The sequence below is a fragment of the Actinoplanes sp. OR16 genome (assembly GCF_004001265.1).
Classification (GTDB): Bacteria; Actinomycetota; Actinomycetes; order Mycobacteriales; family Micromonosporaceae; genus Actinoplanes.
On record NZ_AP019371.1, the window covers coordinates 2,664,793 to 2,683,891 of the forward strand.

Below are 19,099 nucleotides of genomic sequence, written 5' to 3' on the forward strand. Positions count from 1 at the left end.
CGAACGGGTGGCAATCGCGCACATAGCTGTGCTTTCGGCGGCGCTCTCGGCGCTGCTGATGTTGCCGTGCGCCGCAGCGGCGGTTCTCGACCCCGAGGCGCGCGGCCTGCGCCGACTGATCACACGCCGGCGTGATGACCGGTCGCTGCGCCGCCTGGACCGGACACTTCAGGTCCGTGACCCGGCAACTCCGAGGGGGGTGCCGTCGATCGAGCAGCTTGCGTACGATCTGCGCCGCCTGGACCGCCAGCGCCGCAGTGGCCCGACCCGCTGCTCAGAGGTGTGGCTCGCCGCGGTGATGAGCGCTTATGACGCCCGGCTGCAGTTGGCCTGCCGCCGGTTGGGGGTGCCTGAGCACTTGCAGCCGCTCGAGGGGGTCGACCGCGAGCTGGAGCGCCTGCGTGTCGAGCATCAGTTGCAGGCGGCCGGCCTCTCGTTCCGCCCCGAGGCCGACTGATCCGAGCGCCCGAGCCGTGGCCCAGCGACCGTCCGCGGCGAGTTCTGCCCGCGCGGGCCGTAGTTCAGCTACCGGTCGGGGGTGCTGACAGGTGTTTGGGCTGCGGCTCGGGGGTCGGGGCGGCGGCGGGTCGATGCTGCGGCCAGGACTGTGGCGGCCGTGGCTCCTAACAGGCTGGGGGCTCCCAGTGTGCCGGTCACGGCGTACGAGGAAACGGAGACCGCAAGCACCCCCGCCGCGTAAGCGAAACCGAGCGGCAAGGCGGCGGTAGCCGCCGGAGCCGGAAGCGACGCGGCCAGCGCGAGCACGACGCAGAGGATCAGGTCGGGTACGAGGAACGGATTGTCGCGCCGCCACGAATCGTGCACGAAGAGATAGGCGAACGTGGTGATGCTCAGTGTGGCCGCAGCCAAGCGGCCTACCAGGAGGACTCGCATGTCTACACCGTAGACGGCGAGCCAGCCTATGTCTACGGCGTAGACTCCCGCGTATGCCTCTGACGCCGTCCTCCATCACCCGGACCGCGCTGCTGCTCGGTGATCGAGACGGCGAAGCGGCCATGTCGATGCGGCGGATCGCGGCGGAGCTCGGATGCGACCCGATGGCGCTGTATCGGCATTTTCCGAACCGGCAGGCGCTGCTCGACGCCGTCGCGGACATGGCGATCGGCGATGTCGGAGAAGGCGAGCCGGCCGGAGAGTGGGATGTACGGCTGACCGCCCTGCTCACCGAGATCCGCGAGGTGGCACTCCGGCATCCGGGGATCGCGGGACACATCGCCGCCCGGCCGCCGCTCGGGGAGAACGGGCTGCGCCTCAACCGGAGGATCGGGGAAGCGCTGGCGGCTGCCGGACTAGGGCCGTCCGAGGCGGGTAAGGCCGCTCAAGCGCTGATCGCCTATCTCGCGGCTGCGCTGGCCATGGCGGTGAAGGCCGGCGAGCGCGACGAACGCTGGCATCAGGTCACTGCCGCGCTGGGGCGGGAGATGCCGGTGGTGGGGTCGGAGGAGCAGTTCGCGTACGGGCTACGCCTGTTGATCGCCGGTATTCGAGTCGAGGGGCAGCAGGGCTAGCGGCGAGTACGAGCCGGCGACGCTGCGAGTCAACTGAAAGGACGAAATTTCCCACGAGGGACCTTTATATCCGGACAGGCTGTTCAAAAGACTGCGGGAAAAACGGTATGAAACCGTCAAATGCGGCTTGAACTCCCGTGGATCGTCCGGCTTCAACCGGGCATGCAGCTCATGGAGCGCGTCCAGATCGCCCGCCACCCCGGCCCACACCACCGCATCGAACCGCCCACCGCCGGCGAGCCGGAGCCGGAACGAAGGCCCGAACGACCGCCCGGCCAGCGACGACGCCACCACAGCGGGATCGGCGTCACCGAGGAACGCCAGCGTGATGTGCCACTTCGACGAGCGGGCGCCAGGGATCACCGACGCCAGGTCCCGCCGCACCTCAGGCGGCGGGAACACGGCGACGAACAGGCTCAGGAAGACTCCCGGGCGGCCGGGCCGCCCCCGAAGAGGACGTCATCCCAGCTGGGCAGACGCTTGCGGGGCTTGCTGTTCTCCTCGGTCTCCGCGCCGGCCGGGGCCGAACCCTGGCCGACCGTCCGGCGCGGGCGCAGAACGGCCAGCGACGGCACCGCCGGAACCTCCTTGGGGAGGTCGGCGTCGTCGTCGAACGCGGAACCGGCGCCACCGCCGAGCAGTGCTGCGGCGCCACCGGCGACCGGGCGGCGAGCGGCCGGGGAGACAGGCTCGAGGCCGCGGCCGGAACTGCCCTCGAGCGGGCGGTCCAGCGAGGCGAGGAGCGCGTCACGGCCGGCCCGGATCGGGTCGCGGCTGGACCGGGACGGTGCGTTGTCGGAGGTGCTGGGCAGGCCGTGACCGCCACGGGCCGGCTCGGAGCCGCGGGCCGGACCGGGCAGGCCGTGGCCGCCGCGCTCCGGGACCGGGTCCTGGCCGAGGATCTGCGTGGGACGCTCGGCGCAGAGGTACTGCGCCATGTCGTCGTGCGGCGAGACCACCTGGCGACCCTTGTCGAGATCCCAGATGGCCTGCGCGGTGGCCTTGCCGGACGGCCAGGTCGCGACGATCCGCCAGGTGCCGTCGTCCTTGCGGAACGCGTCCCAGGAGATCTTCTCGGTGTCGATGCCGTGCTGCGCGAGCCGGCTGTCGACGACCTCGGCGAGCGGCTGGCCGGTGTCGGAGGTCTTCAGCCGGGTGCGGCGGGCGTGCTGCGCCAGCATGGCGCGCTCCTGCAGCACGGGTCCGGCGTACCGCAGGACGCGGTCGACGGGGACTCCGGCGATGCGCGCGACGTCTTCGGCGGACTCGCCGGAACGAATGCGCGACTGGATGTCACGCGGGGACAGGGAAGGAGCCATCTCCGGCGAAAGGACCGCCACCGCTGTCCCGGCGCCGGCGGGCTGACCACCCTCGGTCAGCACCCCGCTCACCCGGTCATCGATGGGTAGAGCCAGGAGCCTGCCGACCTCATCGGCGAGCACCAGGGCCTGACCGTCCTCGGAGAGGGCGACGAAGCGTACGGGCCGCATGCGTTGCCTCCGTCTCGTCGCGTTGGCCTGTGTTCCCGAGAGTCAGCCACCCGGGCGCGTTTCGGAACACGGTACGCGCCTTGGTCACCCTATGGGGGTAAGCCACGCCGTCGAACTCGCTGACCAGCCATGATGATCTTCGACTTTCTGGTCCTTCTGTTCTACAGCTTTTCCACTACGTAGTCGATGCACTCGGTGAGGGCCGCCACATCGGAGGGGTCGACTGTCGGATAGAGGGCAACGCGCAGCTGGTTGCGGCCGAGCTTCCGGTACGGCTCGGTGTCCACCACGCCGTTCGCCCGCAGGATCGCGGCGATCGCCGCCGCGTCGACACTCTCGTCGAAGTCGATGGTCGCGACGGCCGACGACCGCAGTGCCGGGTCGGTGACGAACGGCGTGGCGTACGACGACGTGTCCGCCCAGCCGTAGATCGCCGTCGCGCTCTCCGCGCTGCGCTTGACCGCCCAGGACAGGCCGCCCTGCGCGTTCATCCAGTCGACCTGCTCGGCCGCGAGGAAGACGGTGGCGAGCGCCGGGGTGTTGTAGGTCTGCTCCAACCGGGACTGTTCGATCGCGGTCACCAGATCGAGGAACTGGGGGATGTACCGCTTCGTCGCCTTGATCTCGAAGGCCCGCTCGATCGCGGCCGGCGACATGAGGGCCAGCCAGATGCCGCCGTCCGAGCCGAGCGCCTTCTGCGGTGCCAGGTAGTAGACGTCGGTCTCGCTCACGTCGACGTCGAGGCTGCCGCCGCCGGAGGTGGCGTCGGTGAGCAGCAGCGCACCAGGGTAGGCGCCGGCCACCCGGCGGACCGGCACGGCGACGCCGGTGGAGGTCTCGTTCTGCACGGTGGCGTAGACGTCCACGCCGGCCTCGGCGGTCAGGTACGCCGCCTGGCCGCCGGGCGCGCGGTGCACCGTCGGCTCGGCGAGGAACGGCGCGTCGGTGACGGCCTGGACGAACTTGGCGCCGAACTCGCCGAACTCGGCGAACTGGGCCTTCTCCTTCACCAGCCCGAACGTGGCGACCTCCCAGAAGGCGCTGGTGCCGCCGTTGGCGAGGATCACCTCGTACCCGTCGGGGATCGAGAAGAACTCGGCGAGACCGCGGCGCAGCCGGGCCACCTGGTCCTTCACGGTCTTCTGCCGGTGCGAGGTGCCCATGAAGGTGCGGGACACCGCGGAGAGCGCCTCGACGCCTTCCGGACGGACCTTGCTGGGCCCGGAGCCGAAGCGGCCGTCGACGGGCTTGATCTCGTCAGGGATCCGGATGCCATCCAACGATTTGTCCTCGGTTCTCCGCTGCGGGGTTGGCACTGCCACGGTCACACATTATGCGTGAGGTGACTCCAGCCCTCGACCTCCTGCGGTTTGCGGGGCGGGTGACCCACGTAGGCGAGGCCGGGTCGCAGGATCCGGCCGAGCCGCTTCTGCTCCAGGATGTGCGCACTCCAGCCGGCCACCCGGGCACAGGTGAACATCGAGGTGAACATGTGCGACGGCACCTCGGCGAAGTCGAGCAGCACCGCTGACCAGAACTCCACGTTCGTGTAGAGGTGCTTGTCCGGCTTGCGCTCCTGCAACTCGGCCAGGGCGGCCGCCTCCAGCGCCTCGGCCACCTCGAACCGGGGTGCGTTCAGGTCCTTGGCGATCCGGCGCAGCACCCGGGCGCGGGGGTCCTCGGCACGATAGGCGCGGTGCCCGAATCCCATCAGGCGCTCACCACGATCGAGGAGATCACGGACGTACGTCGTGGCGTCGCCCATGCGTTCCACCCGTTCGAGCATCTGCAGCACCCTGGTCGGCGCGCCGCCGTGCAGCGGGCCGGAGAGCGCGCCGATCCCGGACGAGATGCAGGCGGCTGCGTCCGCGCCGGTGGACGCGACGATCCGGGTGGTGAACGTGGACGCGTTCAGCCCGTGCTCGGCGGCCGCGATGAAGTAGGCGTCGACGGCCTTGATGTGCCGCGGGTCGGGCTCGCCACGCCAGCGGCGCATGAACCGCTCGACGATGGTCTCGGCCTTGTCGATGTCCTTCTGCGGCACGGCCGGCAGGCCCAGCCCGCGGGCCGCCTGCGCCACGAAGGAGAGTGCGGTGACCGAGACCCGGGCCAGGTCGGAGCGGGTCTGCTCGTCGGTGATGTCGAAGAGCTGGGAGAGCCCCCAGTACGGCGCGAGCATCGCGACGGCGGACTGCACGTCGACCCGGATGTCCCCGGAGTGCACCGGCACCGGGAACGGCTCGGCGGGTGGCAGGCCGGGGCCGAACCTCCCGTCGACCAGCAGGCCCCAGACATTGCCGAAGGAGACCTGGCCGATCAGATCCTCGATGTCGACGCCGCGGTACCGCAGGGCGGCCCCGGACGGATCGGGTTCGGCGATCTCGGTCTCGAACGCGATGACGCCCTCGAGTCCCGGCTTGAAGTCGGACACGGCACTCCCTGGGGAACAGGACGGTGGAGCGGGATTCTGCGGTGGGTGCTTCATCTTGCCCGCCGGGCAACCACACGGTCGACCCGTGGCGAATGTGCTCTCGATGACACCCATCCTGGTTCAACTGACGTTTCGCGGCAGGCGACTTACCGTCGTTTGCGTCCTGGGGGCACCCCAGTTTTCGATAGGACTCGTGACAGGAGCGCCCGTGGCCGACGAAACACCGTCACCGGCCGGTATGCGCCGGGACTACACCGAGTGGCCGCCGCTGCTCGAGGACGGCCTGGCCGGGGACTGGACCAGCCAGTTCGCGGCCTGGTTCGCCGACGCCACGGCGCTCGGTCTGCCCGAGCCGAACGCGATGATCGTGGCGACCGCCGACGCGTCGGGCCGGCCGTCGGCGCGCACGGTCCTGCTGAAGGGTTACGACTCGTCGGGTTTCGTCTTCTTCACGAACTACGAATCCCGCAAAGGTGGCGAGCTCGGCGTCAACCCGTACGCGAGCCTGGTCTTCCCCTGGTTCCCGGTGCAACGGCAGGTGATCGTGGAAGGGGCCGTGGAGCGCGTGTCCCGCGCGGAGACCGAGGCGTACTTCGGCTCCCGGCCGCGCGGCTCCCGGCTCGGCGCCTGGGCGAGCCCGCAGTCGCGTGTGCTGCCCGGCCGGGACGCGGTCGAGGCGGGGCTGGCCGCCGCGATCGAGCGGTTCGGTGACGGGCCGGTGCCGGCGCCGCCGCATTGGGGAGGCTTCCGGGTGGTCCCGTCGGCCGTCGAGTTCTGGCAGGGGCGGAGCAGCCGGTTGCACGATCGGCTGCGGTTCCGCCGCGACGGGAACGAGTGGGTCGTCGAGCGGCTCGCGCCGTGAGTCAGACGGTCGGGAGGAAGCCGAAATCCTGGATGATCGACACGCGGCCGCTGCGGGTGGTCGCGTACCGGCGGATGTGGGTCGGGAACGGCGCCTCGTTCTTCGGCTTCCAGTTCACCGCGGTCGCGGTCCCGGTCGAGATGTTCTCGATCACGGACTCGACGACCTGGGTCGGTCTGATCGGCGTGGCTGCCCTCGTACCACTGCTGATCTTCGGTCTCTGGGGTGGCGCGGTCGCCGACGTGGTGGATCGCCGCCGGCTGCTGCTGGCCAGCTCCGTGATCACCTGGACGTCCACGCTCGGGCTGCTGGTGCAGGCGGTCGCCGGGGTGCACAGTCCGCATCTGCTGCTGGCGCTGACCGCCGTGCAGTCGGCCGGCTTCGCGATCAGCTCGCCGGCCCGCAACGCGATCATCCCGCGGATCGTCCCCGGTGAGCTGGTGCCGGCCGCCAACACGCTGAACTACACGACCACCACGGCCGGTGGCGTGCTCGGCCCGCTGGCCGCCGGCGTGATCATGGGGATCTGGTCGACCGACGTCGGCGTCGAGGTGGCGTACGCGGTCGACGCCCTGCTCTTCACGATGACCTTCTGGGCCACCTGGCGGCTCCCGGCCATCCCGCCGATCGAGCGCGAGGACGGCGAGGAGCGGCCGTCGGCCGGTCTGCGTGGCATCGCGGTGGGCCTGAAGTTCCTGGTCACCCAGCCGGTGCTGCTGCTCTCGTTCGCGATCGACCTGATCGCGATGATCTTCGCGATGCCCCGGGCGCTCTTCCCGGCGGTGGCGCAGGACCAGTTCGGCGGCGGCGCGGCGATCGGCTGGCTCTACAGCGCGATCGCCATCGGCTCGCTGCTCGGCGGCCTCACCTCGGGCTGGATCAGCCGGGTCAAGCGGCAGGGCCTGGCCCTGGTGGTCGCGGTGGTCGGCTGGGGTGTGGCGATCGGCCTCTCCGGGCTGGCGACCCACCTGTGGCTGATGGTGCTGCTGCTCGCCGTGGCGGGCGCGGCCGACCTGGTGAGCGCGGTCTACCGGCAGTCGATCATGCAGACCTACGCGCCGGACCGGCTCCGCGGCCGGCTCCAGGGCGTGTTCATCGTGGTGGTGGCCGGTGGGCCGCGCCTCGGTGACCTGCGAGCCGGCGCGACAGCCGACTTCACCGGGGTGACCGGGTCCTGGGCGGGCGGCGGATTCGTGGCGGCCGGCCTCGCCGTGGCGCTCGCCGCGGTATCTCCGGCGCTGATCCGATACCGGCCCGCTTCCGAGAGTTCCGAGGACCGATAGTGTCGCGGGTATGAGCGCAGAGGCAGCCCCGAAATCCGGGATCCAGTGGACCATCGAGGCGGACGGGCACCGGGCCGTCCTGACGGAGGTCGGCGGCACGCTCCGCTCCTATTCCGTCGACGCCGTCGAGGTGCTCGACGGGTTCGGCACCGATGAGATCGCGCCGGGTTCCGCCGGGCAGATCCTCGCGCCGTGGCCGAACCGGATCCGGGACGGGCGCTACGAGTTCGAGGGACAGACGTACCAGCTGGCCCTGACCGAGGCGGCCCGGCACAACGCCATCCACGGCCTGGTCAACTGGTCGCGGTGGCGCCTCGTCGAGCAGTCCGCGGACAGCGTGACGCTGGAGTACGACCTGCCCGCCCAGGTCGGCTACCCGTGGTCGCTGGTGCTGCGCAGCCGCTGGTCGGTCTCGGCCGACGGCCTGCGCTGCGTGCAGGACGTGGTGAACACGGCCGAGTCGAACGCGCCGTGGGGCTATTCGGTCCACCCCTACCTGCGGCTGGACGGCGTGAGCGTCGACGACACCGTGCTGCACGTGCCGGCCCGGCTGCGGCTCACCGCTGACAACCGGCTGCTGCCGCTCGGCGCCTCGAAGGTGGCCGGTACCGAGTACGACTACAGCGAGCCGCGCAAGATCGGCGCTGCCGTCCTGGACACCACGTTCGGCGACATCGACTTCGACGCCGACGGGATCACCGCTGTCACGCTGTCCTCCGGCGACTCCAAGATCGTCGTGTGGGCCGACGACAAGTTCAACTACTGGCAGGTCTTCACCGGCGACACCCTGCACGGCGAGCGGCACCGCCGGTCGGTGGCGGTCGAGCCGATGACCTGCCCGCCTGACGCGTTCCGCAGCGGCCGTGACCTGATCGTGCTGGAGCCGGGCCAGACCTGGACCACGTCGTGGGGCATCCGGGCCTGATGGAGTTCGACGAGGTGATCCGTCGGCGTCGGATGGTCCGGGGGTACGACCCGGACCGCCCGGTGCCGCAGGAACTGATCGACAAGATCGTCCGGCATGGGCTGCGGGCGCCGTCGGCGGGCTTCTCGCAGGGCTGGAGTTTTCTGGTCCTCACCGCTCCCGACGACCGCGCGCTGTTCTGGGGCACCCTCGCCTCGGAGCCGAACGGCTGGCTCGATCGGATGTCGACTGCGCCGCTGGTCGTCGTCGCGTTGTCGAACAAATCGGTCTACATCGACAGGTACGCCGAATCTGACAAGGGGTGGACGGATCGGGACGAGTCGCGCTGGCCTGTCCCGTACTGGGACATCGACACCGGGTTCGCCTCCCTGCTCATGCATCTGACGGCGGTGAACGAGGGCCTCGGTTCGTGTTTCATCGGTCTGCCCGCCGATCGGGTGAACGCGTTCAAGCAGGCTTTCGGCGTACCGGATGAATTCAATCCGATCGGAGCGCTGACCGTGGGGTATCGGGGAGACGACAAGAGGTCTCCGTCACTCAAGCGCGGGCACCGCCCGGTGGCCGATGTGGTGCATCATGGCCGATGGCATTCGCCCGGCGAGGTCTGAGACCCGCCCGGTTACGCTGGCATGCGGTGGAACGTTCTGACGGAAAGGGGCAGCCGCCGTGATCTTCAAAGCGGTCCGGGACGGAGCCCCGTACCCCGATCACCACACGACGCTGAAGGCGTGGGCGGAGATTCCGCCGCGCCCGATCAGGCTCGCTGATCTGATCACCACGAAACGCGAGCTCGCGCTCGACAAGCTGCTCGCCGAGGACTCCACGTTCTACGGCGATCTCTTCCCGCATGTCGTGGAATATCACGGTGCGCTCTATCTGGAGGACGGGCTGCACCGGGCGCTGCGCGCGGCACTCCAGCAGCGCAACCAGATTCACGCCAGGGTGCTGCTCGTCGAGGACTGAGATGCGGATTGTCGTACCCCGTACTTACCTTTAAGGCATGGCCCACACGCCGGAAGTGGATGAACCGACCCGGGAATACCCGGCCGTGCCCGATGAGGACGCGCCGGCTCCCGTCGCTGCCCGCCGGAGCGGCTTCGCCCGGCTGCTGATCTTCACAGGGTTCGTCTTCGCGTTGATGGTCGCGGCCTGCATCGGCCTGCGTGCCGTCAACGTGCTGCCGACCTTCGACAACCCGTTCGACGATCAGACGGTCGACCGCAGCCAGCCCGTGCTGCTGCAGTCGATGCGCGACCTCAACCGCTATGTGGCCGCCGACGGCACCTTCCAGGTCATCGTCGACCTCCAGGAGAACAAGGAGAACATCCCGGATTTCCTGGTCAACCAGCGGACGCTGTTCGTCGGCTCCGGGACGGTCGAGGCCTACGTCGACTTCGGCGGCCTGACCGGCGACGCGTTGAAGGTCGACGAGACGAAGAAGTCGATCGAGCTGACGCTGCCCGCACCCGAGCAGTCGACCGCGGCGCTCGACATGACGAAGAGCTACGTCGTCGCCGAGGAGCGCGGCCTGCTCAACCGGATCGGCGACGCCTTCGGTGACGAGCCGAACAAGCAGCAGAAGGTCTACCAGCTCGCTCAGGAGCGCATCACCGAGGCGGCCAGGTCCAGCGGGATGGACCAGCGGGCGAGAGACAACACGCAGCGGATGCTGGAGAGCCTCTTCGCCCGGCTGGGTTACACCACCGTGACCGTCACGTTCGCCAATCCTTGATCAGCAGCGGGTCACTCGCTGGGCATCATCGCCCAGAGGATCAGATATGCGATGAACTGCGGGCCGGGGAGCAGGCAGGACAGCAGGAACAGCAGTCGGACCGTGCCGGCTCCGAGGCCGAAGCGCTGGCCCAGTCCGGCGCAGACACCGGCGATCATGCGGTTGTGGCGGGGTCGGGTCAGAGTGCGGGTCTTGACGGCGCGGGACACGTTCATCCACTCCTTCTGCAGCGGCCGTGACGTTCTGCCACGACCACTTCGACGGTAGGTACGGGAGTGTCGGCGGCCCTCGGTCTACAGGGGGATACCGGTGGTCCAACTCCCGTAAGGGTGACCCGTACCCGGGTGACCTCCGCTGTTAACCTTTCGGCCGTGACGGTGGCCCTCCTCTACACCCCGGCCGGGACGGCGCTTCCGTCTTCCGAAGCGGCGCAGCTGGCCGGTGAGCTGTCGCGGGCCCTGCACGCCGCGGGAGCATCCACCGTCATCCGCGGAGATAAGCTCGCCGCCGCCGTCCGGCAGGCCCGAGACTCGGGCGAACAACTCCTGATCTGCCCGGACAACCTGGTCGCGCACCACAGCCTGCTGTGGACGCTGGCGACCGAGCCGGCCGGGCGCAGCAGTGTCCTGGTGATGGCCGACGAGTCCGGCGGCCTCAAGGAGGACCGCGGCCGGATCGTCCCCGCCACGGACGGCGGCGGGACCACCCGGTTCCTCGGCGCCATGTGCATCGCCCCGGCCGACCTGCCGCTGCTGGAGAAGGCGGCCGGGCGGCCGGACCTGCTCGCGGCGCTGCTCGAGGACGGGCTCGTTCCGATCGCCACGCGTCCTCGTACGCTCCGGGCCCAGCAGGTCAGCACGCCGGCCGAGCTCGTGGCGGCCCGGCAGTCGGTCGCCGCCGTCGACGAGGACGCGGCCCGGCTGCGGCTCGCCGTCAAGGAGCAGGACGACTTCTTCACGACGTACGCGGTGAGCAGCTGGTCCCCGCTCGTCACGAAAGCGGCAGCCCGGCTCGGCCTCACCCCCACTGCGGTCACCGGGCTCTCGGTCCTCTTCGCCGGGGCTGCCGCGCTGGCGTTCTGGCAGGCGTCCCGTCCGCTCATGATCCTCGGCGGGATCCTGCTCTACCTGGGCTTCGTGCTCGACTGCGTGGACGGGCAGCTCGCTCGGTACACGCGGAAGTTCGACGCGTTCGGCGGCTGGCTCGACACGATGGCCGACCGGGCGAAGGAGTACGCGGTCTACGCCGGTCTCGCCGCGGGTGCGGAGCGGGTCGGTCTTCCGTACGCGTGGCCGCTCGCCATCACCGCGATCGTCCTGCAGACCGCCCGGCACATGACCGACACCTGGTACGGCGCGCTCCACGACGAGGCCGCCGCCCGCCCGGTCCAGCCGTCCGCGGCGGGTGTCGGCGCCCGCCTCACCGCGGCCTCGGTCAAAGCACAGAGCCAGCGCGGATCGCTGATCTACTGGGGTAAGAAGATCGTCGTCTTCCCGATCGGCGAACGCTGGGCCCTGATGGCCCTCCTCGCCGCGTTCACGAACGGCCGGATCGCCCTCGCAGCAGTGGTCGGTTTCGGTCTGCTCGCGGCGGCGTACACCCTCGCGCTCCGCTCGCTGCGCGCCCTCTCCATGCGCGTCTCGGTGCTGAACACGGTCGACACGATGCGCCACCGTGACGACGGCCCGCTGGTGCGCTCGGTCCTGAGCCGCTCCGGGCTGGGTCACCCACTGCCTTTGGCGGCGGCATTTCTGCTGTACGGGCTGAGCACCGTCACCCTGCTCCTGACGACCGACGTGCGATGGCTGCTCGCGATCGTGGCCCTCCCGGTCGCGCTGGCCGGCCTCCCCGCCGGATCCCGGCACGGCGGCGCCCTCGACTGGCTGGTGCCGGCCGCGCTCCGGGCTGCCGAATACCTGGTCGTGGTCGCTGTCGGCCTCTACGGGCCGGTGCCGCCCGCCGTGGTGTTCCTGCTGCTGTTCACGCTGGCGTTGCGGCACTACGACCTGACCGCCCGGATGGAGAAGGGCGCACCCGCCACCGCTGCCGGCCGTGCTCTGCTGGGCTGGGACGGGCGGGTGCTGCTGCTGGTCGTGGCGGCGCTGCTGGGCTACGCCACGGCCGGAACCGTCGTCCTGGCCGCCTTGGTCGGCGGCGCCTTCCTGGTGACCGCCACCCGCGACTGGCGAGCCTCCCGGGTTCACTGACCAAAATCGGTCGCCACCCGAGCCCGTCTGTCGGCGACCGGCCGGGGCCCGACTGACCGCCGGCGCCTTGTCGTCGCCCGTTTTGTCGCTCCCTGGTGCAGGCAGTCAAGACCGGTTGCCCACGAGAGCGACAAATCGGGCGCGACGGCGGCTCTGGCGTTCAGTCGGGCGGGGTTGGCTGTACGGGACGCGACAAATCGGGCTTGGGGGCGGCTCTGGCGTGGAGTTGAGGGTGCGGTGCCGGGGGTGGGGCTTTTGGCGTACGAGAAAGGGGTGTGAATTGTCGTTTTGCGCCTCGGGCTTCATGTGCACGTGCACAGTCGATCTCCGCACGTTCAGATCTCCGTAATCGATTGATCACTATCTGCGAATGGCACTTTCGTCCGATGGCAGGCCATCGACTCCACTCGCAGAGTTAGTGCTCGATTGCCGACCGTCGTGGGATCGGGATCACACGATCGCAGGAGGTTGACGGTGTCCACCGTCGCGCTCAGAGACGTCACCAAAGTGTGGCCAGATGGCTCGCTCGCCGTCGACAACCTCGACCTCGAGGTCAAGGACGGCGAGTTCATGGTCCTGCTGGGCCCTTCGGGCTGCGGCAAGTCGACAGTGCTCCGGATGATCGCCGGCCTGGAGGATCCCACCGAGGGTGAGATCCTGCTGAACGGTGAGCCGGTGCTGGATCTGCCTCCGCGTGAGCGCAGCATCGCGATGGTGTTTCAGGACTTTGCGCTCTATCCGCACATGACCGTGGGCGAGAACATCGGTTTCCCGCTGAAGCTGTCCGGCGTCGAGCCGTCGCCGCGGCAGGAGCGGATCGACGCGGTGGCGGGGGCGCTCGGCATCGGCGAGGTGCTCGGGCGGCGGCCCAGCCAGCTCTCGGGCGGTCAGCGTCAGCGGGTGGCGATGGGCCGGGCGATCGTCCGCCGGCCCGGCCTCTTCCTCATGGACGAGCCGCTCTCCAACCTGGACAGCGGCCTGCGCGCCGAGCTGCGGGCGGAGATCTCCAGCATGACGCGCGAGCTCGGGGTCACGACCATGTACGTGACGCACGACCAGGCCGAGGCGCTCACCATGGCCGACCGGGTCGCGATCATGCGGAAGGGCGTGCTGCAGGACGTCGGCACGCCGACCGAGGTCTACCGGCGGCCGGCCACGCTCTACGTCGCGGCGTTCCTCGGCTCGCCCCGGATGAACCTGCTCGAGGCGTCCGTCTACGTGCACCTCGATCAGTACATCGTGCTGAACTTCGGCGAGCAGAACCTCTACATGCCCTGGAACGACCCGCGCGCCCGTGCGGTGGCCCGCTACCACGGCGAGCGGATCGTGGTCGGCATCCGGGCGGAGGCGATCACTCCGGTGGCGCCGGAGACGCAGGGGCCGGTGTTGCAGGGGCGGATCCGCTACCTGGAGCACCACGGGCACGAGTCGCTCGCGTTCCTGGACGTCGGGGCGACGGCGATCGTGGTCGACGAGATGAGCAACCCGGTGCACACCCAGCCGCCTGCCGAGAACCCGCTCAAGCGCGCCCTGCAGCGCCTGACACGCCCGGGCGGCGGTGTCGATGTGGAACCGCGGCCCACCAGCCGGGTGAGCGTGCTGAACGACCCGGGCCGGCATCACCGCAAGCCCGCCGAGCTGTCGGTGCGGCTGGCGCCCTACCCGGCGGTGTCACCCGGGCATCCGCTGGCGATCGCGGTCCGGATGGAAGCCGTCCATTTCTTCGACGAGCGAGGTGATCGCATCGATGTCGGCTGGCGGTGACCCCAGGGGGCCAGGAAACAACAGCCGGGATCTACGCCACTTCCGGGCGGGATCACCGATGCCTCGTGCCACCGGTCGGCCACAGCGCGTAGGCTGCACGACGGTGGAGGACAGGATCAACCAGAGCGTGCGGTCGGCTCCGGGGAGGGAGCCGCGGGTCGATGCCGCCCGCCCGACGGTTCTTCCGGTCCTTCTCGATCGCCCTTTCGGGCAGAATGACATCACCGTTCTGCGGCATGAAGTGTCTGCCCGGCTCGCCCCGCTCAGGTTGGACGGCGATCGGCGGCACGGATACATCCTGGCGGTCAACGAGGTCATCACGAACGTCGTTCTGCACGCCGGTGGGCACGGCCGACTGGTCCTGAGGATCGACGACGGATCCGTGTGGTGCCTGGTCACCGACTCGGGCCCGGGCATTCCCGGCGACTACCTGGACGACGTACAGGCGCCGGAGGCGTTCGAGGTCGGGGGACGCGGGCTCTGGCTGGCGCACCAGTTGTGCGACGAGGTGACGACCGCTACCGGGCCGATCGGTACCTCGATCGGATTGCGTATCGCACTGGATGCCGCTCCGGATTCTTGATGAAACAGCAGGTTGAACGACCTGTGAACCACCAAGGAAATATGAAGGTGCCCTTCCGCTCTCCTCCTGCTTCCCGTCCGGCTACATTGGGCGCGTGCTCGGACTTCCTTCAACGGTGACCGTTTGCCTTTTCGATCTTGACGGCGTGCTGACGCAGACCGCGCTCGTCCACAACGCGGCGTGGAAACAGACGTTCGATTCGTTCTTGGAATTGTGGTCGGAACGTCACGGTCAGCCATTCGTCCCGTTCGATTCAGGCACCGACTATCACCGTTATGTCGATGGTCGGCAGCGTGCCGACGGTGTCCGTACCTTCCTCGCTTCCCGGGGCATCACCCTGCCCGAGGGGACGCCCGACGACACTCCGGACCAGGAGACCGTCAACGGCGTCGGCAACCGCAAGAACGTGCTCGTGCTGCAGAAGATCGCCGAGGGCGCCGTTCAGGTCTACCCCGGATCGGTGGAGTACCTGAAAGCGGCGAAGGAGGCCGGTCTGCGCCGGGCTGTCGTCTCGGCCAGTGCGAACTGTAAGGACGTCCTGGAGGCCGCCGGCATCGCCGACCTCCTGGAGGTGCGCGTGGACGGCGTCGTCGCCCGCGAGCAGGGCCTGCCCGGCAAGCCGGCGCCCGATACCTTCCTGTACGCGGCGAAGCTGCTCGGCGTGGAGCCGGCGACCTGCGCCGTCTACGAGGACGCGCTGGCCGGTGTCGAGGCCGGCCGTGCCGGCGACTTCGGCATCGTGATCGGTGTCGACCGCGTCGGCCAGGCCGAGGCGCTGCGTGAACACGGTGCCGACGTGGTCGTCACCGATCTTTCCGAACTTCTCTGAGACTTACATTCAGTACCGAGAGGCACGACCGTGATCCGTGAACGGGCCTACCCCGTCGACCCTTGGCACATCCGGGAGACCCGGCTCGACCTGGACCTGCTGGCCCAGTCCGAGTCGGTGTTCGCTCTCTCGAACGGCCACATCGGGATACGCGGAAACCTGGACGAGGGCGAGCCGCACGGCCTGCCCGGCACCTACCTCAACTCGTTCTACGAGCTGCGGCCGCTGCCGCACGCCGAGGCGGGGTACGGTTTCCCCGAGTCCGGCCAGACGATGGTCAACGTGACGAACGCCAAGCTGGTGCGCCTGCTCGTCAACGACGAGCCGTTCGACGTGCGCTACGGCGAGCTGCGGTCCCACGAGCGCTGCCTGGACCTGCGGGCCGGCACGCTGGAGCGGATCGTGGAGTGGGTGTCCCCGTCCGGCCAGGGCGTCCGGGTCCGCACCGTGCGTCTGGTCTCGTTCACGCAGCGGGCCATTGTCGCCTTCCTCTACGAGGTGGAGCCCCTGGAGAGCGCCGCCCGGCTGATCCTGCAGTCCGAGCTGGTGGCGAACGAGCAGCTGCCGCCGATGAGCAAGGACCCGCGGGTCGCCGCGGTGCTGGACCGGCCGCTGCAGGCCGAGGAGATGATGGAGCAGCGCACCGGCGGCATCCTGGTGCACCGCACCAAGGCCAGTGACCTGCGGATGGCCGCTGCCATGGAGCACCTGGTGGAGACCCCGGGCCGGCACGCCATCACCACCGAGGGGCACCCCGACTGGCTGCGGACCACCGTCGCGTGCCGCCTGGAGCCCGGCCAGAAGCTGCGGGTGGTCAAGCTGGCGGCGTACGGCTGGTCCAGCATGCGCTCGCTGCCCGCCCTGCGCGACCAGGTCGGCGCGGCTCTCGCCAGCGCCCGCCTGGACGGCTGGGAGGGCCTGGTCCAGCAGCAGCAGGAATACCTGGACGCCTTCTGGGACCACTCGGACGTCAAGGTCGAGGGCGACGCGGAGGTGCAGCAGGCGGTCCGCTTCGGCCTCTTCCACACACTGCAGGCCGGCGCCCGGGCGGAGAAGCGCCCGATCGGCTCGAAGGGCCTCACCGGCCCCGGCTACGACGGCCACACCTTCTGGGACGCCGAGACGTTCGTGCTGCCGGCTCTCACCTACACCCAGCCCTCCGCGGCGGCCGACGTGCTGCGCTGGCGGCACTCGACGCTGGACCTGGCCCGGGAGCGGGCTCAGACACTCGGCCTGCAGGGCGCCGCGTTCCCGTGGCGGACCATCCGCGGCCAGGAGTGCTCGGGGTACTGGCCGGCGGGCACGGCGGGCTTCCACATCGCCGCCGACATCGCCGATGCGGTCCGGCGGTACGTCCAGGCGACCGGCGACTACGACTTCGAGCGTGAGGTCGGCCTGGAGCTGCTGGTCGAGACGGCCCGGCTGTGGCGTTCGCTCGGCCACCACGACCGGCACGGCCGCTTCCACATCGACGGGGTGACCGGCCCGGACGAGTACACCGCCGTGGTGAACGACAACATCTACACCAACCTGATGGCCCAGCAGAACCTGATGACCGCGGTCGAGGCCTGCAAGCGTCACCCGGACCTGGCCCGCAAGTTCGGCGTGGACGACGAGGAGGCTGCCTCCTGGCGTGACGCGGCGGCCGCGGTGCACATCCCGTACGACAAGGAGCTCGGGGTCCACCAGCAGTGTGAGGGCTTCACCCGGCTCCAGGAGTGGGACTTCGAGAACACCCCGCCGGAGGGCTATCCGCTGCTGCTGAACTTCCCGTACTTCGACCTGTACCGCAAACAGGTCATCAAGCAGGCCGACCTGGTGATGGCGATGTTCCTCCGGGGGGACGCGTTCACCCCCGAGGAGAAGTCGCGCAACTTCGCCTACTACGACGCGCGGACCGTCCGGGACTCCTCCCTGTCCGCCTGCGTCCAGGCGGTGCTGGCGGCCGAGACCGGGCACCTGGAGCTGGCTCACGACTATCTGGGCGAGGCCGCCCTGATGGACCTGCACGACCTGCACCAGAACGCCCGGGACGGCGTGCACGTGGCGTCCCTGGCCGGTACCTGGATGTCGCTGGTGGCGGGCCTCGGCGGCATGCGGGACTTCAACGGTCAGCTGAGCTTCGCCCCGCGGCTGCCCAGCCGGATCAACAACCTGGAGTTCTCGCTGCTCTGGCGCGGCCTGCGGCTGCGGGTCAGCGTGACCGGCGACGAGGTGACGTACTCACTGCGCAACGGCGGCGGCTCGGCCCGGCTCACCCTGCTGCACCACGGCAAGGAGATCGAGGTCACCCAGGTCCGTCCGGTGACCATGGCGATCCCGCCGGCCGGAACGGTCGGCCCGGCGCCGAGCCAGCCGCACGGCCGGGCGCCGGTCAGGCGAGCCACTCACTGAGCCGGAAACGGCCCCGTCCGAAGAGGACGGGGCCGTTTCCGTACGAAACCCTCAGAGCATCGACACGTGCACGTGGTCGGTGTGGTCGCTGACACCGTGGTAGGACTTCCAGCCGGATGCCGGGAACCAGATCTTCTTGTACCAGATGACGTAGTAGATCCCGAGCTTGTCGGCGTTCCGCACGAGGAACGCCATCAGGTCGTTGCCGTACTTCATCATCTTGTCGTTGTGCGCCGAGGAGAAGCCGCTCTTCTGCAGCGACCAGTCACAGGCCCGGCCCTTGGGGTGCTCGAACGGCCCGCCGTCGCGGTGGCAGCCGACGAACATGTCGAAGCCGGCCTTCTTCACCTCTTTGTACATGTGAAGAGTGCGCTTGGTGATGCAGCCGTTCGTCGTCGGGTCGTTCTCGGTGCAGCCCTCCGCGGAGAAACCGCCGCTGGAGTTGCGCGGAGCAGCGTCGGCATCCGGAGAATCCGCCACCACGAAACCCTTTGTCAGCGCGTCGCCGCCGACCAGTTTCAGGGCTTTCTCCGCAGCGTCCTTCTGCTTCTTCATCAGCGCGCTGTTCTGCTTCTGCGCCTTGACCTCGGCGTCGAGCTTGGCCTTCTTCTCGGAGACCGTGTTGATCGCCTCGTTGAGCTCGCCGAGCTTCTCGTCATGCAGCTTGTTGATCTCTTCGAGCGAGATCGCCTTCTTCAGGAAGTCATTCGACGAGCTGGCGCCGAGCAGGAAGCCGACGGCGCTCAGGTTGCCCGTCACGTACTGCTCGCGGGCGATCGAGTTGACCTCGGGAATGAGCTCGTCGCGACGGCTCTCGGCCGCCTTGATCTCGACGTTGAGCTTCGCCTGGGCCTTCGTGGACTTCGACACGGCCGCCTTGGCGGTCACGTATCGGCGGTTCGAGGCCTCGATGACGTCGGAGAGCAGGGCGTCTTCGTCGTCCTCCTCGGCGGTGGCGGACGAGTCGCTCGGCTCCGCGGAGGCCGGCATGGCCGGCACCACGAACAAGGCCGTGGCCACGAGCGGTGCCAGGGCAAGGGTCAGCCACCGGCGGGGACTTGCGGTCATCA

At 69.4% G+C, this 19,099-nt stretch carries 20 protein-coding genes; 13 read left to right on the plus strand and 7 right to left on the minus strand.

Annotation, left to right across the window (positions count from 1 at the left end; genetic code table 11):
- The first annotated feature begins 7 nt into the window (after positions 1 to 7).
- On the plus strand, positions 8 to 457 hold the full coding sequence (locus EP757_RS12325; RefSeq protein ID WP_127545192.1) for a hypothetical protein: 450 nt from the start codon (positions 8 to 10) through the stop codon (positions 455 to 457).
- Between the two features lie 68 nt (positions 458 to 525).
- Here EP757_RS12325 and EP757_RS12330 read toward each other — a convergent pair whose 3' ends face one another.
- The gene (locus EP757_RS12330; protein WP_127545195.1) at positions 526 to 894 is read right to left on the minus strand and encodes a hypothetical protein; all 369 of its coding nucleotides are present in this window, start codon (positions 892 to 894) and stop codon (positions 526 to 528) included.
- A gap of 53 nt (positions 895 to 947) precedes the next feature.
- Here EP757_RS12330 and EP757_RS12335 point away from each other — a divergent pair, with 53 nt between their 5' ends.
- Complete coding sequence (locus tag EP757_RS12335) at positions 948 to 1,529, plus strand: TetR/AcrR family transcriptional regulator (RefSeq protein ID WP_127545198.1); 582 nt, start codon at positions 948 to 950, stop codon at positions 1,527 to 1,529.
- On the opposite strand, the gene EP757_RS12340 is transcribed toward EP757_RS12335, so the two are convergent.
- The 4 genes from EP757_RS12340 to EP757_RS12355 all read right to left on the minus strand — a co-directional run bounded on the left by EP757_RS12340 (position 1,482) and on the right by EP757_RS12355 (position 5,450).
- The gene (locus tag EP757_RS12340; protein ID WP_160165792.1) at positions 1,482 to 1,931 is read right to left on the minus strand and encodes a 2'-5' RNA ligase family protein; all 450 of its coding nucleotides are present in this window, start codon (positions 1,929 to 1,931) and stop codon (positions 1,482 to 1,484) included. The genes EP757_RS12335 and EP757_RS12340 overlap by 48 nt on opposite strands.
- A gap of 14 nt (positions 1,932 to 1,945) precedes the next feature.
- Positions 1,946 to 3,019, minus strand: coding sequence for a septation protein SepH (gene sepH, locus EP757_RS12345; protein WP_127545204.1), 1,074 nt, complete (start codon positions 3,017 to 3,019; stop codon positions 1,946 to 1,948).
- 161 nt (positions 3,020 to 3,180) lie between these two features.
- On the minus strand, positions 3,181 to 4,299 hold the full coding sequence (serC, locus tag EP757_RS12350; RefSeq protein WP_127545207.1) for a phosphoserine transaminase: 1,119 nt from the start codon (positions 4,297 to 4,299) through the stop codon (positions 3,181 to 3,183).
- Positions 4,300 to 4,343: 44 nt separating this feature from the next.
- Positions 4,344 to 5,450, minus strand: coding sequence for a citrate synthase 2 (locus EP757_RS12355; protein WP_127545210.1), 1,107 nt, complete (start codon positions 5,448 to 5,450; stop codon positions 4,344 to 4,346).
- A gap of 238 nt (positions 5,451 to 5,688) precedes the next feature.
- Between EP757_RS12355 and pdxH the strand changes: the two genes are divergently transcribed.
- The 6 genes from pdxH to EP757_RS12385 are packed head-to-tail and all read left to right on the plus strand — an operon-like array spanning position 5,689 to position 10,252.
- The gene (pdxH, locus tag EP757_RS12360) at positions 5,689 to 6,312 is read left to right on the plus strand and encodes a pyridoxamine 5'-phosphate oxidase (RefSeq protein WP_127554216.1); all 624 of its coding nucleotides are present in this window, start codon (positions 5,689 to 5,691) and stop codon (positions 6,310 to 6,312) included.
- Positions 6,313 to 6,344: 32 nt separating this feature from the next.
- Entirely contained in the window at positions 6,345 to 7,595 is a 1,251-nt protein-coding gene (locus EP757_RS12365) for an MFS transporter (RefSeq protein ID WP_127545213.1), read from the plus strand.
- Positions 7,596 to 7,605: 10 nt separating this feature from the next.
- Positions 7,606 to 8,520, plus strand: coding sequence for an aldose 1-epimerase family protein (locus EP757_RS12370; protein WP_127545216.1), 915 nt, complete (start codon positions 7,606 to 7,608; stop codon positions 8,518 to 8,520).
- Positions 8,520 to 9,128, plus strand: a complete 609-nt coding sequence (locus EP757_RS12375; protein WP_127545221.1) for a nitroreductase family protein — start codon at positions 8,520 to 8,522, stop codon at positions 9,126 to 9,128. Before EP757_RS12370 ends, EP757_RS12375 begins: the two co-directional genes overlap by 1 nt.
- 58 nt (positions 9,129 to 9,186) lie before the next feature.
- Positions 9,187 to 9,483 carry a type II toxin-antitoxin system VapB family antitoxin gene (locus EP757_RS12380; RefSeq protein WP_014440514.1) on the plus strand — a complete coding sequence of 99 codons (297 nt, stop codon included), beginning with the start codon at positions 9,187 to 9,189 and terminating at the stop codon, positions 9,481 to 9,483.
- 37 nt (positions 9,484 to 9,520) lie between these two features.
- Complete coding sequence (locus tag EP757_RS12385) at positions 9,521 to 10,252, plus strand: DUF4230 domain-containing protein (RefSeq protein ID WP_127545224.1); 732 nt, start codon at positions 9,521 to 9,523, stop codon at positions 10,250 to 10,252.
- Between the two features lie 11 nt (positions 10,253 to 10,263).
- Here EP757_RS12385 and EP757_RS12390 read toward each other — a convergent pair whose 3' ends face one another.
- A complete protein-coding gene (locus tag EP757_RS12390) occupies positions 10,264 to 10,467 on the minus strand; it encodes a PspC domain-containing protein (RefSeq protein WP_127545227.1) in 204 nt (67 codons plus the stop codon).
- A 156-nt stretch (positions 10,468 to 10,623) separates the two neighbouring features.
- Between EP757_RS12390 and EP757_RS12395 the strand changes: the two genes are divergently transcribed.
- The 5 genes from EP757_RS12395 to EP757_RS12415 all read left to right on the plus strand — a co-directional run bounded on the left by EP757_RS12395 (position 10,624) and on the right by EP757_RS12415 (position 18,029).
- Entirely contained in the window at positions 10,624 to 12,459 is a 1,836-nt protein-coding gene (locus EP757_RS12395; protein ID WP_127545230.1) for a DUF5941 domain-containing protein, read from the plus strand.
- A gap of 474 nt (positions 12,460 to 12,933) precedes the next feature.
- On the plus strand, positions 12,934 to 14,223 hold the full coding sequence (locus EP757_RS12400; protein ID WP_127545233.1) for an ABC transporter ATP-binding protein: 1,290 nt from the start codon (positions 12,934 to 12,936) through the stop codon (positions 14,221 to 14,223).
- Between the two features lie 58 nt (positions 14,224 to 14,281).
- Complete coding sequence (locus tag EP757_RS12405) at positions 14,282 to 14,806, plus strand: ATP-binding protein (protein WP_370457807.1); 525 nt, start codon at positions 14,282 to 14,284, stop codon at positions 14,804 to 14,806.
- Positions 14,807 to 14,900: 94 nt separating this feature from the next.
- Complete coding sequence (locus tag EP757_RS12410) at positions 14,901 to 15,635, plus strand: HAD family phosphatase (protein ID WP_127545239.1); 735 nt, start codon at positions 14,901 to 14,903, stop codon at positions 15,633 to 15,635.
- Positions 15,636 to 15,665: 30 nt separating this feature from the next.
- Positions 15,666 to 18,029 carry a glycoside hydrolase family 65 protein gene (locus EP757_RS12415; RefSeq protein ID WP_127545242.1) on the plus strand — a complete coding sequence of 788 codons (2,364 nt, stop codon included), beginning with the start codon at positions 15,666 to 15,668 and terminating at the stop codon, positions 18,027 to 18,029.
- A 51-nt stretch (positions 18,030 to 18,080) separates the two neighbouring features.
- Here the strand turns inward: EP757_RS12415 and EP757_RS12420 are convergent, their stop codons facing one another.
- The gene (locus tag EP757_RS12420) at positions 18,081 to 19,097 is read right to left on the minus strand and encodes a hypothetical protein (protein WP_127545245.1); all 1,017 of its coding nucleotides are present in this window, start codon (positions 19,095 to 19,097) and stop codon (positions 18,081 to 18,083) included.
- Positions 19,098 to 19,099: the final 2 nt, after the last annotated feature.